Below are 14,443 nucleotides of genomic sequence, written 5' to 3'. Positions count from 1 at the left end.
GTCGGAAGTGGGAGTCGCGGCACATGGGACCAGTGGAGTTCATCGTCCTCGCCTTCCCGGAAGAACAGCTGCGGGTACCGGCGGTCGAGGCGGTGCTGGGGTTGCGGAAGACCGGGAACGTACGGCTCATCGACGGCCTGGTCACCACCAAGACCGCCGGGGGCGAGGTGCTGGCCGCGGAGTTCGACGAGTTCGTGGAACTCCAGGGTCTCCTCGCCCACCGGGAAGCGGCCCGGCTGATCGGCCCCGAGGACGTGAAGGAGGCCGCGGACCTGATGGAACGGGGCAGCTGCGCACTGCTGCTGGTGGTGGAGCACGTCTGGGCCGAGGACGCCGCCATCGCCGTACGGGCGGCGGGCGGGCGGATCGCGGGATCCGTCCGGATCCCGGCGGAACGGCTGGGGGTCGCCTGATGTTCATCCGACCCGTCGGCCCCGTCGTCCACCCGGCGCAACGCCCCGCCGGGCGGCCGCTGCTCCGGGGGATCCTGGCGCGCGGCGCCTACGTCTGGGACGCGGCCCAGCTTCCGGTCCGGCCGGCGCAGCACGATGCGGATGCGGGCGGGCCGCCGCCCTTCGCCGGGGCGGCGGGGGATGCGGAGGGGCCCGCGGCGGAGGCGCCCGCGACCGCGGAGGCGGTGGACACCGGGGAGGGGGTGGACACCGGGGAGGAGATGCGCCCCGGGGCCGAGGTCGGCGCGGGGCCGGGGGCAGGGCCGTCCCCCGGGCCGGCGGCTGCGAACGCCGGGGGCGCGCTGACGGCCCACCTGACCCAACTGGCCGCCCTGGCCAGGGAGGGCCTCCTCACCCCCGAGGAGTTCACCGCGGCCAAGTCCCGCCTGCTGAACCCCTGACCGGTTCGTGCAGCGGCCCCGACGGGGGGCGGGCCGACACGGGCGCCGGCCCTGCGCCCGGGCCCGGCCGGATCCGGCGCGCCCGCGCCCGCGTCCCGCCGCGGCGGTGGCCGTCGGGGGAATTTCCCCCACCCCGCCCCTTCCCGAAACCGGGGTTGCGCCCCCCGGCGCCGCGCGCCCGAGCTACCGGGGCTCCGCCCCGGACCCCGCTCCTCAAACGCCGGAGGGGCTGGATTGGCCGCGGGTGCCGCCGGGAGGGTGAGTGGGGCGGCAGGGCCGCGACGGATGGGGCGTTTGTCATATCTTGCGTGGCAGCATCGGCGGCCGGAGGTGATCCCATGTCACGCCGCCTACTCCACGCCGCCGGTGTCGCCGCCCTGTTCCTCACGGCCGGGCCGCTGTCCGCTCCCCACGCAGAGCCGCTGCCCCGCCCCACTGCCGAAGCCACCGCACGGGTCACCCCCCGTGGCACGGCCGTGGTCACTCCCGGCGCCACGGCCTCAGCCGGGGCCGGTGCCGAGGCCGGCGCCCCGGGCGGGGCCGCCCCCAGCGCCACTGCCGACGCGGCGGGCCTGGCCACCGCGCCGGCCGGGGCCACGGCGTCCCCGGGTGCTCCCCGCACCGCACCGGGCACGGCCGCCACCGGAGCCGCCCGCGGGCGTGGCGGTGGCTCCGCGGGCGACGGCCCGGGGCGGAGGTCCCGCACGGGTAACGCCGGGCGGGCGGACGAAGCCACCGCCGATGTCGTCACCGATGACCCCGCGCCCACAGCGGAAGCCACGCCGAGCGCCACCGCAACCGCCGGGGCCGGTGCCGGTGCCGGGGAAAGCCCCGGCACGGCAGGCGGTGTCGCCGGTGCCGGAGTCAGTCCCGGGAGTAGTGCCGGGACCGAGCCCGGGTCCGGGTCCGAAGCCAAAACCGGAGCCGGGGCCGGGGCCAGCCGGGGGGCCGGGGCCGAAACCAAAACCGGGGCCGGGGCCGATGTGGGTTCCGGGGCCAGTCCTGCTGCCGGGGGCGGCGCCGGCGGGGGTGGGATGAGTGCCGGTGGGGCCTCGGCTTCGCGGACCGGGAGCGTCGACTCCGTCGGGGGGTTGGTCTCGCGGCTCCAGGGGCTCTACCGGCAGGCCGAAGAGGCCGCCGAGGCCCACAACGCCGCCGAGGCCGCGCTCAAGGTCCGGCAGGAGGAGGAGCGGCGGCTCGGCACCGACCTGGGCCGGGCGCGGGCCGCCCTCGGCGTGGAGCGGGCCGCCGCCGGGCGGATCGCCCGCGAGCAGTACCAGGGGGCCCGCGGCCTCTCCCCGTACGCCCGGATGCTGCTCACCGGCGATCTGCGGGCCGCCCAGGACCAGCGTCGGCTGGCCGCCCGCGAGAGCGCCCGGCAGGCCGGGATCCTGGCCCGCCTCGCCCGCGGTGAGCGGCGGGCCGACGTCCTCGCCACGGCCGCCCGCAAGGCCCTCGACGCCCAGCAGGCCGGGGCGGCCCGCCAGAAGCGGCTGAAGGACGAGGCCGACCTGCGCCTCCGGGAGGTCGAGCGGATGCTGTCGGCGCTCTCCGCGGACGAGCTCGCCCGGGTCGGGGCGCGCGAGGCCGCGGACGCCGACTCCGCGCAGCGGGAGCTACTGGCCTCGGGCCGGCTGGGCGCGCCCGCCGCGGCCCGTACGCGTACCCCGACGGAGGCCGGCAGCACGGCCCTCGCCTACGCCACCGCCCAGATCGGCAAGCCGTACGTGTGGGGGGCGGAGGGGCCGGGGGCCTTCGACTGCTCCGGGCTCACCTCCCAGGCGTGGGCGCACGCCGGCCGGGCGATCCCCCGCACCAGCCAGGAGCAGTGGGCGCAGCTGCCGAGGGTGCCGCTGGACCGGCTGCGGCCGGGGGACCTGGTGGTGTACTTCCCCACCGCCACGCACGTGGCCCTGTACGTCGGTGACGGGAAGGTGATCCAGGCCCCGCGTCCCGGAGCCGCCGTCAAGGTGTCGCCCATCGCGGCGAACCCGCTGCTCGGGGCGGTCCGCCCGGACCCGGACGGGGTTCCGCTCACCGCCTACAGCCCGCCGGCCCTGCTCGCGACCGCCGCTGCCGCTGCCGCCGCCTCGGCGTCCGCCCCGGGCGGCGACGCCGGTTACTCGTCGGCCGAGGCTCCGGCCGCCGCCGGGGCGGAGGAGTCCGCGGAGGAATCCGCGGACTCCTCCACCTCGGCCAGGTAGTCCGCCGCGTCCTGGGCGTCGTAGAAGAACGCCTCGAAGTCGGCCGGGTTGTCGAAGCCGTTGGCGAAGCGGTCCGCCACCGGCTGGAACCGCCCGGCCGCCCCGATCAGGTTCAGCACGTGCTCCGGCGGCGGGGCGAGCATCGCGTTCGTCCACCGGGTCACCGGCTTGCCCGTCGCGAACCAGTACTTGTCGAACGTCGCCTTCATCCAGGCCTCGTCGAACGGCTTGTCGCCGTGCATCAGGATCGACGACAGGTACGAGGCCGCGCACTTCGCGGCGGAGTTGGCGCCCTGCCCGGTGATCGGGTCGTTCGCGACGACGACGTCAGCCACGCCCAGCACCGCACCGCCGCCCGGCAGCCGTCCGACCGGGTTGCGGACGACGGGCGCGTACCGGCCGGCGAGCGTGCCGCCGGCGTCCGTCAGCTCGACCCCGGTCGCCCGCGCGTGCTCCCAGGGGGTGTACCGCTCCATCAGGTCCAGGGTGAGCTTCAGGTGTTCCGCGGGGTCGTTGACCCCCCGGAACACGTCCAGCGGCCCGCCCGGCAGGCCTTCCCAGAACAGGATGTCGGCCCGCCCCGACGTGGTCAGCGCGGGCATGATGAACAGTTCGCCGACGCCGGGGACCAGGTTGCAGCGCACGGCCTCCGTGCCGGGGTGCTCGGGGCGCGGTTCGAGCCCGTGCACGTACGAGACGGCCAGCGCGCGCTGCGGCGTGCCGTACGGGGAGCGGGCCGCGTCCCGGCCGAACATCGACACGAGCTCGCCCTTGCCCGCCGCGACCAGCACCAGGTCGTAGGTGCGGGAGAAGTAGTCCAGGTCGGCGACGGACGCGCCGTGGATGACCAGCTGTCCGCCCCGCTGCACGAAGGTGTCGAGCCAGCCGGCCATCTTCACCCGCTGGTCCACCGACTGCGCGTACGCCTTGAGCCGGCCGAGCCAGTCCACGGCGCGGCCGCCGTCGGGGCCGGCGACCGTGACGCCGACGCCCTCGATGCGCGGGGTGTGCCGCTCCCAGTAGGCCAGCCCGAGGTCGCGTTCGTGCTGGAGCGCCGTGTCGAACATGACCTGCGTCGACATGATCCGCCCGGTGCGTATCTCGTCCGCGGTCCGGTTGGACATGAGCGTGACCTCGTACCCCTTCCCCTGGAGGCCGATGGCGAGCTGGAGGCCGGACTGGCCGGCGCCCACGACGAGTATCTTGCGCATCTCACGTTCTCGTTTCGGGGTACTGCGAGGGTGCAGGGGTGCGGGGGTGCAGGGGTGCGGGCGGGCGGGTGCACGGGGGTGGGGGCGGATCGGCCGCACCCCCGGACCCGCTACTCGGGCGTCTCGTCGAGGGCGTGGTCGACGAGCGTCAGCAGCGATTCGACGACGGTCTCCCGGCGCCGGGCGTCCATGATCAGCACGGGTACGCGGGACGGGATGGTCAGCGCCTCGCGGACGTCCTCGGGCTCGTACGGCTGCGAGCCCTCGAAGTGGTTGACGGCGACCGCGTACGGCAGCCCGCAGCTCTCGAAGTAGTCGAGGGCCGGGAAGCAGTCCCGCAGCCGGCGGGTGTCGGCCATGACGATGCCACCGATGGCGCCGCGGACCAGGTCGTCCCACATGAACCAGAACCGCTCCTGGCCGGGGGTCCCGTACACGTACAGCACGAGGTCGTCGGCGAGGGTGATGCGGCCGAAGTCCATCGCGACGGTGGTGGTGCTCTTCTCCGGCACCGCCGACAGGTCGTCGGTGGGGATGCTGGCCTCGGTCATCACCGCCTCGGTGCGCAGCGGGGTGATCTCGGAGACCGACGAGACGAAGGTGGTCTTGCCCACCCCGAAGCCGCCGGCGACCAGCACCTTGACGGCGGCGGGGGACCGGGAGCGGTCGTACTGCCAGGGCTGGACGGGCTCGTCGTCGACGGCGGTTTCACAGACGGCGAAGGCCACTGAGCACCCTTTCGAGCAGTGCGCGGTCGGGGCGGCCGGGGCCGTGCCCGGTCCCGTAGACACGGACCCTTCCCTGGTCGGCGAGGTCGCTGACCAGGACGCGGACCACGCCGAGCGGCAGCTTCAGCAGAGCCGCTATCTCGGCGATCGTGCGCATCCGGCGGCAGACCTCGACGATGGCGGGCATCTCCGGCATCCGGTCGTCGCCGTCGGCGGGCTGCTGCGGTTCGGACGCCCGGGTGTCCAGGGCCGCGACGAAGGTCTCGACGTGCAGGACCTGCGTGAAACGGGTGCGGCCGCCCGTGAGGGAGTACGGGCGGACGCGCGCGGGACGACGGTCGGCTCCGCGTATCGGCAGCCGGTCGGAGGCCGTGCTTCTCACGGGGTGTTCTCCATGGACTGGCGCAGCTCGCTGCGGACTTCGGGGGTCAGGACGTGTCCGGCGCGGCCGACGAACAGGGCCATGTGGTACGCGACGACGCCCATGTCGCAGTCGGGCGTGGCGTGCACGCCGAGGAGCGAGCCGTCGCTGATGGCCATGACGAAGACGGAGCCGTTCTCCATCGCCACCATGGTCTGCTTGACCTCGCCGTACTCCATGAGGGCCGCGGCGCCGGTGGTGAGGCTGCCGAGCCCGGACACGATGGTGGCGAGGTCGGCGGAGGCGCCCCGCGGGCCCTTGGGCCGGCCGGGGCCCTGGGCCGGGACCTGGCCCTTCCCGGGAGCGGCGGTCGCGGCCGCGCCGCCGGGGTCGGAGGACAGCAGCAGGAGCCCGTCCGAGGACACGACGGCGACGGAGTTGACGCCGGGCACCTCCTCGACCAGGTCGGTGAGCAGCCACTGCAGGTTGCGGGCCTGGGTGCTCAGTCCGTACGTACTGGGCGCGGTCATGTGCGTGCCTCCTGTGCGGTGTCCCCCTGGTCGGTGTCCTGTGCGAGCTCGGCGGCGACGACGCGCCGTCCGTCCCGCGTCCCCTGGTAGAACCCGCCGAGCCGGCGGCGCAGTTCCTCCGCGTCGACGCGGCGCGGCGCGGGGGGTGCGGTCCCGGCTCCCGGGCCGGCACCGGGGACCGGGGCCGGGCCCGGGCCCGCCGCGAATCCCGGGCCGGAGCCGGGGAAGGCCCGGCCGCCCAGGGTGCGCGGGGTGCGCTTGGGCAGGCCCTTGGCCGTGACGGCTTCGCGGCGCCCGTCATGGTCGGCGTGGGTCCCCTGGCGGGGGACCCAGTCGGCCTCGGCGGGTGCGTGCCCGTGCGGCTCGGCGGGTGCGTCGCCCTGTGCGGTGAGGACGCGGTCGGCCGGGGGCAGCCGTTCCGCGTCGGGTGCGGCGGGCGCGGCGGCCTGCCCGGGCAGCGTGGGGCTCGTCTCGTGTACGTCGACCGGCTGCGCGGTGGCGTCCGGCGCGTCCGCGGCCGCCGGGCCGGCGTGGTCGGGCACCTCGAAGGCGCCCGGTTCCGCGTCGGGGACGACCCGCGCGAGGAGTTCGTCGCCCGGATCCCGGTCGGCCGGGGTCGGTGCGGTGAACACCTGCTCGGCGGCCGGCAGTTCCTCCCGCGCGGCCCGCTCGTGCAGCGGCACCGGGGTGGCCGCGGCCACCGGGGCCGGGTCCTGCACCGGATCCGCGTCGGCGCCGGTCGCGGCATCGGCGTCGGCATCGGCATCGGGGGTCTGCGCCGCGCCGGGGGTCGGTGCGGTGAACACCTGCTCCGCCGGGGGCAGCAGCTCCCCGTCCGGGGTGGTGCCGCCGCCGGAGCCGGCGGCCTCGGGTGCCGTCCCGGGCAGCGTCTCGGCGTCGAAGCCGGTCGCACCGGCCGGGGCGTCGTCACCGGCGGCGGTGTCGGAGGCCAGGGCGTCGAAGCCAGGGGTCTCGGAGGCCACCGCGTCGAAGAGCGGGGTCGCGACCGCGTCCGCGGGCGCCGGCGCGGCGAGGTCCGCATCGACGGCCGGGGCGAAGTCCGGGTCCGCCGGCTCCGGGGTGGGCCGGAGCCGGGGCGGCAGGGTGTTCTCGTTGGCCTCGGCGATCACGCCCGGCAGCTGGAACCGCGGCAGGCCCGGCGCGGCGAAGGTGTGCACCGGGCTGGTCGGCGGGCCGTCCGGGAGCAGGGCCGCCGGGATGACGACCAGGCCCTCGATGCCGCCGGACCGCGGGGCGCGCAGCTCGGCGCCGACGCCGTGCCGGGCCGCGAGGCGGCCGGCCACGTACAGGCCGAGGCCGAGGCCGTGCTCCGCCTCGGACTCCTGGTCGTAGGCCTCGGGGGTGGCGAGGCGGGCGTTCAGCGCGTCCAGCCGGTCCGGGGTGACGCCGATGCCCTCGTCCACGACGGACAGCACCACGTCGCCGGAGTCCAGGTGCTGTGCGGACACCCTGACCTTGGCTCCGGGCGGGGAGAACGTCGTCGCGTTCTCCAGCAGTTCGGCGAGGACGTGCGAGACGTCGTCGGCGGCGTGTCCCGCGACCAGGCTGAACGAGGGCGGCACGGCGAGGTCGACCCGCTCGTAGCGTTCGATCTCGCTGACCGCGGCCCGCATGACGTCGACGAGCGGCACCGGGGCGCCGGCGCCCTGCCCGTGCTCCTGCCCGGCGAGGACCAGCAGGTTCTCGTTGTGGCGGCGCATCACGGTCGCCAGGTGGTCCAGCTTGAAGAGGGTCTCCAGGCGGTCCGGGTCCTGCTCCTTGGCCTCCAGCTCCTCGATGACCGCGAGCTGGCGCTCGACGAGGCCGAGGGTGCGCAGCGACAGCGACACCGAGGTGGTCGACATGACGCGCCGGTGTTCCTCGACGGTCTCGCGGAGCGCGGTCAGCTCGGATTCCAGCGCGTCGCGGGCCGTGGACAGCGCGTCGTTGCGGCCGATGAGCCGCTTCCGGTCGGCGTCCAGCCCGGCGATCTTGGTGTGCAGGGAGACCGTCTGGTCCCGGACGGCGTTGAGGTGGCGTACGACCTCGGCGAACTCGTCGTTGCGGCCGGTGAACCGGACCGGTTCCACCGAGCCCTCGGGCGTGGCCAGCCGGGCCGCGCCGCGCCGGAGGACCGACAGCGGCCGGGTCAGCGAGCGGGCGACGCCGGTGCAGACGCCGACGGTGACGAGGAAGAGCACGCCGAGGCCGGCGACGAGCATCTCCAGCCGGCTCACGTCGTCGTCGCGCAGGGTGCCGAGGGCGGTGGCCCGCTGCCCGGCGAGGGTGGCCTCCACCGACCGCATGCGGTCGATGCGGGCGGTCAGGGCGGAGCCGACGGCGGCGGCGTCGAGCTTGCGGTCGGCCGTGGAGAGCGTGGACCGCTCGGTGAGCCGCTTGAGGTAGTCGTCTGCGGTCTTGACCTCGGGGCCGGTGACGGTGGCGGCGAGGGTCTGGCGCACCTCCGGGCGGGCGGCGCGCGTGAAGTCGTCGAGGGCGGCCTGCTCGCGTACGCGCGCCCGCTGGGCGGCGGCGGAGAGTTCGTCGGCGACGGCCGTGTTCGGGGCCTGGTCGGCGCGGGGGACGGCGAGCGCCGCGAGGAGCAGTCCGCGGGTGGCGGAGGCCTGTTCGACGGCCTGACCGAGGGGGGACAGCGGGCGGGTGGTGACGAGGGCGGCCTCGGCGCGCGGCGGGGTCTGCTCGGCGAGCCGGTCGCCCGGGGCGAGGAGTTCGGCGATGACACCGGCGTAGGCCTGGTGGGCGGCGAGGGCGCTGCCCTTGCCGTCGACGGCCTCGGCGCGGACGGCCTGGACGCGGGCGAGGGACTTGGCGAGGGGCTCGTCGGCCTCGGCCCGGACCTCGTCGATCTGCCGGTCGGTCAGGGCGGTGCGCTCCTGGACGGGGTTCTTGGCCTGGGCGCCGGGACGGCCCTTGGCCACGTACTCGACGACGGCGTCGCGCTCGTCACCGAGCAGGTGCGTCAGGGTGAGGGTGTGCTGTGTCTGTTCGGCGAGGGTGACCAGCTGCTGGGAGTCGTTCAGCTCGCGGGTCGCCGTGACCACGGCGGGGGCGCCGGCCGCGAGGACGGTGAGACCGGCGACGGCGACGCCGACGACCAGCCTGCTGCGTACGTGGACGCGGCGTCCTGCGGGGGCTGGTCCGTCGGTGGCGGTGCCGTTCTTCCGAGACCGCTTCTTCTGCACCGGTGCTCGCAATCCTGTACGTGTTCTCGTGCTCGTCTACTCGTGTGGCCGAGGTAACGGCCGGTCAACAAGTAAACGCCCCCTGTCCCCTCAGTACCGCCTCAGACCTTCGCAGTGTGATGGGGAGAGAGCCTCACATCGCCCACCCGGCCACTCGAACGAGTGAACATCACGGAAGAGTTGGCGACCAACTCGGCAAACCGGCCGCGGAGCGACTCCGCGGCCGGGTGGTTGAAAGATCGATGGGGGCTTTGGCAATATGCGCGCCCACATGTCCCCGGGGGCGCCCGGGCGCCGGGCGGAGGCCCGGACCGGCGGCCGCCGTACGCCTCCGCGCCTTGGTACGGACTTTTACGGCCGTCGCGGGCGCCGGCGGCGGCCCCACGGGCAGAATGTCCGTATGCGCATCGACCTCGCCACGGCCCCCGGCAACCCGGAACGCCCCAACGAGGACTGGCTATCAGCCGCGACGCCCGCCGCCGGCGGCGGAGTCCTGGTCGCACTGGACGGGGTCACCCCGCCGCCCGGGGACGTCGGCTGCACTCACGGAGTGCCGTGGTTCACGGCCCGGCTCGGGGGTCGATTGACCGAACTGTCCGGATCGCGGCGGGACATGCCACTGGAGTGGATCTTGGCGGAAGCCATCCGCGACACGGCCGACACCCACCGCGGGGCGTGTGACCTTTCTCACGTGCGTACGCCGCAGGCGACCGTGGTGGTCGTCCGCTGGGACGAGGCGTACGTGGAGCACCTCGTCCTCTCGGACTCCGTCCTCCTCCTGGAGGCGCCGGACGGCGCGGTGACCGCGGTGCTCGACGACCGGCTGGACCGGCTCCCGCGCGAGGCGCTGCGCACCCGGGCGTCGGCGGACGCGCTGCGCAACGCGGAGGGCGGCTTCTTCACGGCGGCCGCGGACCCCGCGGTGGCGGCCCGGGCGGTGACCGGGCGCAGCCCGCGCGGGGAGGTGCGGGCGGTGGCCGCGCTCACCGACGGGGCGAGCCGGTGGACGGACACCTTCGACGAGGGCGACTGGGCGCAGTGCCTGGCGGTGCTGCGCAAGGAGGGAGCGCAGGGCCTGATCGGCCGGGTGCGGGCGCTGGAGACGGACCGGGAGCGCCCGGCCGCCCGCGGCAAGCGGCACGACGACGCGTCGGCGGTGTTCGCCGAGCTGTAGCCCCTTTCAGGCGGCGGCTCCGCTCCTCCGCGCCGGCTCCTCGCCCGCCCCTGTCCGCTCCGCGCCTACTCCTCGCCCTGGTTGAGCTGGTTGAGGAGCCGGGCCAGTTCCGCGACCTCGCCGCGGTCCCAGTCGGCGAGCTTGCGCATGTACTGCTCGCGCCGGGCGCCGCGGACCCGCAGGAACCGCTCGCGGCCCTCGTCGGTGAGCCCGACGAGGAAGGCCCGGCCGTCCGCGGGGTCGGGCTCGCGGGCGATGAGGCCGAGCACCTCCAGGGCGCGCAGCTGCCGGCTCATGGTGGCCTTGCCGACGCCGAAGTAGGCGGCGAGGTCGGTGGCCCGCTGGCGGCCTGCGGCCTCCAGCCGCACCAGCAGTCCGTACGCGGCGGGCTCCAGCTCGGGGTGCAGGGCGCGGGCCATCTCCCCGGAGGAGGCGCGGGCCCGCCGGAGGAAGACGGAAAGCTCCCGCTCCAGCGCAAGGAACTCCTGGTCTTCGCTGCCGTGCACGTGCCGCTCCTGTCCGTGTGTCAGGCACCCCCTGTGCCGATCACCTCCAGTATTTCGTAGAGGGTGCGGCGCCGGCCCGGGGCCCCGCCGGAGCGGGGTCCCGGGCCGGGCGGAGGTGTGCGGGCCGGTCGGCGCGGAGGAGTTCGGGCCCTCGGGGCGGATCAGGCGGCCGCGCTGACGGGGGCCGTCCGGGCCTCGGAGAGCGCCAGCTCCAGCACCTGGCGCACGTCCGTCACCGGGTGCACCTCCAGCCGCTCCAGCACCTCGCTCGGGACGTCGTCCAGGTCGGCCTCGTTCCGCTTGGGGATGATGACGGTGGTCAGGCCGGCCCGGTGCGCCGCGAGCAGCTTCTGCTTGACGCCGCCGATCGGGAGCACCCGCCCGGTGAGGGAGACCTCGCCGGTCATCGCCACGTCCGTGCGGACCTGCCGGCCGGAGAGCAGCGAGGCCAGCGCGGTCGTCATCGTGATGCCGGCGCTCGGCCCGTCCTTGGGGACGGCGCCCGCCGGGAAGTGGATGTGCACGCCCCGGTCCTTCAGGTCGGCGACCGGCAGCTCCAGCTCCGCGCCGTGCGAGCGCAGGAAGCTCAGCGCGATCTGCGCCGACTCCTTCATCACGTCGCCGAGCTGACCGGTCAGGGAGAGCCCGGCCGCGCCGGTCTCCGGGTCGGCGAGGGAGGCCTCGACGAAGAGCACGTCGCCGCCCGCTCCGGTCACCGCGAGGCCGGTCGCGACCCCGGGGACGGCCGTGCGCCGCTCGGCCGGGTCCTGCGCGGACTCCGGCACGTGGTGCGGCCGGCCGATGAGCGCCCGCAGGTCGTCGGCGCCGATGCTCAGCGGCAGCGCGCGCTCGCCCAGTTCGTGCTGGGCGGCGACCTTGCGCAGCAGCCGGGCGAGGGAGCGCTCCAGGGTGCGCACGCCCGCCTCGCGGGTGTACTCGCCCGCCAGCTTGCGCAGGGCCTCCTCCTCCAGGACGACCTCGTCCGCGCCGAGGCCGGCGCGCTCCAGCTGGCGCGGCAGCAGGTGGTCGCGGGCGATCACGACCTTCTCGTCCTCCGTGTACCCGTCGAGGCGGACGAGCTCCATCCGGTCGGCGAGCGCCTCGGGGATGGCCTCCAGCACGTTCGCGGTCGCCAGGAAGACGACGTCGCTCAGGTCGAGCTCCACCTCCAGGTAGTGGTCGCGGAAGGTGTGGTTCTGCGCCGGGTCCAGGACTTCCAGCAGGGCGGCGGCCGGGTCGCCGCGGAAGTCGGAGCCGACCTTGTCGATCTCGTCGAGGAGCACGACCGGGTTCATGGACCCGGCCTCCTTGATGGCGCGGACGATGCGGCCGGGCAGCGCGCCGACGTACGTGCGCCGGTGGCCGCGGATCTCGGCCTCGTCCCGTACGCCGCCGAGCGCGACGCGGACGAACGTGCGGCCCATGGCGTGCGCGACGGACTCGCCTAGGGAGGTCTTGCCGACACCGGGCGGGCCGACGAGGGCGAGGACGGCCCCGCCGCGGCGGCCGCCGATGACGCCCATGCCGCGCTCGGTGCGGCGCTTGCGGACGGCGAGGTACTCGGTGATGCGGTCCTTCACGTCGTCCAGCCCGGCGTGCTCGGCGTCGAGGACGGCGCGGGCGCCGGTGATGTCGTAGGCGTCCTCGGTCCGCTCGTTCCAGGGCAGTTCGAGGATGGTGTCGAGCCAGGTGCGGATCCAGGAGCCCTCCGGGGACTGGTCGCTGGACCGCTCCAGCTTGTCGACCTCCTTGAGGGCGGCCTCCCGTACCTTCTCGGGGAGGTCGGCGGCCTCGACGCGGGTGCGGTAGTCGTCGGAGGCCTCTCCCTCCTTCTCCCCGTTCAGCTCGCGCAGTTCCTTGCGGACGGCCTCCAGCTGACGCCGCAGCAGGAACTCGCGCTGCTGCTTGTCGACCCCGTCCTGGACGTCCTTGGCGATGGACTCGGCGACGTCCTGCTCGGCGAGGTGCTCGCGCAGCCAGGTGATGGCGAGCTTGAGACGGGCGACGGGGTCGGCGGTCTCCAGCAGCTCGACCTTCTGGGCCACCGTCAGGAAGGGCGAGTAGCCGGAGTTGTCGGCGAGGGCGGAGACGCCGTCGATCTGCTGGATGCGGTCCACGACCTGCCAGGCGCCGCGCTTCTTGAGCCAGCTGGTGGCGAGGGCCTTGTACTCCTTGACGAGTTCGGTGACCGATCCGGGCAGCGGGTCGGCGAGCCGCTCGTCGACGCTCTCTCCCTCGACCCACAGCGCGGCGCCGGGGCCGGTGGTCCCGGCCCCGATGCGGACGCGGCCGATGCCGCGGATGAGCGCGCCGGGATCGCCGTCGGAGAGCCGGCCCACCTGCTCGACCGTCCCCAGCACACCGGTGCCGGCGTACTTCCCGTCGACGCGCGGCACGAGCAGCACCCGGGGCTTCCCGCTGCGGACCGCGGCCTGGGCCGCCTCGACGGCGCCGCGCACCTCGGCGTCGGTCAGGTCCAGGGGAACGACCATGCCGGGCAGCACGACCTCGTCGTCGAGCGGCAGCACGGGCAGGGTGAGCTTTACGGACGTCGAAGCCATGATCTTCCCTTCGGCAGTGAAGTTGAGCTATGCCGACTCAATGCATGTGCGCCTCCAGGTGTTCCCCAACTACCGTTCGCCTCCGGCGAACACGCCCGGAAGGGGTCGGATCACGGGCCCGGGGCCAGGTGCCTGCCGGGGCCGGCGCCTACCGGGGCCGGCGCCTACCGGGACCTGGCGCGGTCCTTCGGGGCCGCAGCCCGCGACGGGCACGCCGTGCTCATGCGGATCTCCTGAACCCAACCCGCCGTCGGGCCGGGCTACGCCCCGAAAATGCGGATGTCGCCGGAGGACGTGCGGGCCTGCAAGCGGGCGGGGGCGGCCGGGTCCGTGGGGACGGAGACCTCGTTGCGGCCCGAGTCGGTGGCCGTCTCGACCCGGTACGGGGCCGCGGGCAGGCGCAGGGTGACGTCGCCCGAGGTGGTCTCGGCCGACACCGAACCGGGCCCCTTCGCGAACTCCAGGCGCACGTCGCCCGCGGAGGTCGCGGCATCGGCGCTCGCCCCGGTCAGGCCGGTCGCGGTGACCGAGCCCGAGGTGGTGCGGACCCGCAGCGGACCCGTGACGCCCTCGGCCCGGACGTCGCCGGAGGAGGTGGTGAGGTCGGCGGCGGCCACCCCGGTGACGGTGAGGCGGCCGCTTGTGCCGGCCAGCTTGACCGTCGCGCCGGCCGGGACCTCCAGCCGCCAGTCGGTGGAACAGGGGCCGGAGCCGGAGCAGCCGTCGGTGAGGACGAGGCGGCCCTGCGACAGCTGCCGCCCCGGCACCGGCTCCGGGCCGCCGCGGTAGCGGACCGTGCGGTGGATGCGGACTCCGGGGCCGCTGCCCGGGACCACCTCCACGGAGCCGCTGCGGGCGTCCGGCACCTCGACCGCGGTGACCGCCCCGGTGACCTCGGCGCCGTCCGAGAGGGTCGTCAGGCGCTCGCCGAACACGCATGCGGACAGGAGCAGGGCGCCGGCCGAGGCGACGAGCGCCGCTCGTACGGACCGGGACGGAACGCGGTGGAATGCCATGCCCCGACTCTGCCGGGGGCGGCCACGGCGGGCCGATGGTGCCGGTACCCGGATCCGGGGTGGGGTTGTCCCCCGGATCCGCCGGCCACCACGATC

Annotated in this window: 12 protein-coding genes; 4 read left to right on the top strand and 8 right to left on the bottom strand. The window is 75.3% G+C overall.

The genetic code is table 11. The features are described 5' to 3' along the window. The first annotated feature begins 23 nt into the window (after positions 1 to 23). The 3 genes from ACZ4VL_RS12080 to ACZ4VL_RS12070 all read left to right on the top strand — a co-directional run bounded on the left by ACZ4VL_RS12080 (position 24) and on the right by ACZ4VL_RS12070 (position 3,057). Positions 24 to 413, top strand: coding sequence for a DUF6325 family protein (locus tag ACZ4VL_RS12080; protein WP_468198763.1), 390 nt, complete (start codon positions 24 to 26; stop codon positions 411 to 413). Next, entirely contained in the window at positions 413 to 853 is a 441-nt protein-coding gene (locus ACZ4VL_RS12075) for an SHOCT domain-containing protein (protein WP_468198761.1), read from the top strand. Before ACZ4VL_RS12080 ends, ACZ4VL_RS12075 begins: the two co-directional genes overlap by 1 nt. A 1,034-nt stretch (positions 854 to 1,887) precedes the next feature. After that, complete coding sequence (locus ACZ4VL_RS12070) at positions 1,888 to 3,057, top strand: C40 family peptidase (RefSeq protein WP_468198759.1); 1,170 nt, start codon at positions 1,888 to 1,890, stop codon at positions 3,055 to 3,057. Here ACZ4VL_RS12070 and ACZ4VL_RS12065 read toward each other — a convergent pair. The 5 genes from ACZ4VL_RS12065 to ACZ4VL_RS12045 all read right to left on the bottom strand — a co-directional run bounded on the left by ACZ4VL_RS12065 (position 2,973) and on the right by ACZ4VL_RS12045 (position 9,090). Then, positions 2,973 to 4,268: a styrene monooxygenase/indole monooxygenase family protein gene (locus ACZ4VL_RS12065; protein WP_468198756.1), complete on the bottom strand. Its 1,296-nt coding sequence runs from the start codon at positions 4,266 to 4,268 to the stop codon at positions 2,973 to 2,975. The two genes, ACZ4VL_RS12070 and ACZ4VL_RS12065, sit on opposite strands and share 85 nt — an antisense overlap. Before the next feature lie 110 nt (positions 4,269 to 4,378). Further along, a complete protein-coding gene (locus ACZ4VL_RS12060; protein ID WP_468198754.1) occupies positions 4,379 to 4,996 on the bottom strand; it encodes a GTP-binding protein in 618 nt (205 codons plus the stop codon). Next, a complete protein-coding gene (locus tag ACZ4VL_RS12055; RefSeq protein ID WP_385831037.1) occupies positions 4,977 to 5,378 on the bottom strand; it encodes a DUF742 domain-containing protein in 402 nt (133 codons plus the stop codon). The genes ACZ4VL_RS12060 and ACZ4VL_RS12055 overlap by 20 nt, the downstream gene beginning before the upstream one ends. Beyond that, a complete protein-coding gene (locus ACZ4VL_RS12050; RefSeq protein ID WP_468198752.1) occupies positions 5,375 to 5,887 on the bottom strand; it encodes a roadblock/LC7 domain-containing protein in 513 nt (170 codons plus the stop codon). The genes ACZ4VL_RS12055 and ACZ4VL_RS12050 overlap by 4 nt, the downstream gene beginning before the upstream one ends. Continuing rightward, complete coding sequence (locus tag ACZ4VL_RS12045) at positions 5,884 to 9,090, bottom strand: sensor histidine kinase (RefSeq protein WP_468198749.1); 3,207 nt, start codon at positions 9,088 to 9,090, stop codon at positions 5,884 to 5,886. The genes ACZ4VL_RS12050 and ACZ4VL_RS12045 overlap by 4 nt, the downstream gene beginning before the upstream one ends. 400 nt (positions 9,091 to 9,490) lie before the next feature. On the opposite strand from ACZ4VL_RS12045, the gene ACZ4VL_RS12040 reads away from it, so the two are divergent. Further along, the gene (locus ACZ4VL_RS12040) at positions 9,491 to 10,264 is read left to right on the top strand and encodes a protein phosphatase 2C domain-containing protein (protein WP_468198747.1); all 774 of its coding nucleotides are present in this window, start codon (positions 9,491 to 9,493) and stop codon (positions 10,262 to 10,264) included. A 65-nt stretch (positions 10,265 to 10,329) separates the two neighbouring features. Here ACZ4VL_RS12040 and ACZ4VL_RS12035 read toward each other — a convergent pair whose 3' ends face one another. From ACZ4VL_RS12035 to ACZ4VL_RS12025, 3 genes are all read right to left on the bottom strand, one after another. Next, positions 10,330 to 10,794, bottom strand: coding sequence for a MarR family winged helix-turn-helix transcriptional regulator (locus ACZ4VL_RS12035; RefSeq protein WP_468198819.1), 465 nt, complete (start codon positions 10,792 to 10,794; stop codon positions 10,330 to 10,332). A 137-nt stretch (positions 10,795 to 10,931) separates the two neighbouring features. Continuing rightward, a complete protein-coding gene (gene lon, locus ACZ4VL_RS12030; RefSeq protein ID WP_468198744.1) occupies positions 10,932 to 13,331 on the bottom strand; it encodes an endopeptidase La in 2,400 nt (799 codons plus the stop codon). A 260-nt stretch (positions 13,332 to 13,591) separates the two neighbouring features. Continuing rightward, positions 13,592 to 14,347, bottom strand: a complete 756-nt coding sequence (locus ACZ4VL_RS12025) for a DUF4097 family beta strand repeat-containing protein (protein ID WP_468198742.1) — start codon at positions 14,345 to 14,347, stop codon at positions 13,592 to 13,594. Positions 14,348 to 14,443: the final 96 nt, after the last annotated feature.

It is taken from the genome of Streptomyces sp. NPDC029014, from assembly GCF_055564695.1.
The sequence above is the reverse complement of the archived record's forward strand: the minus strand, read 5'-3'. Positions and strand labels throughout refer to the sequence as shown.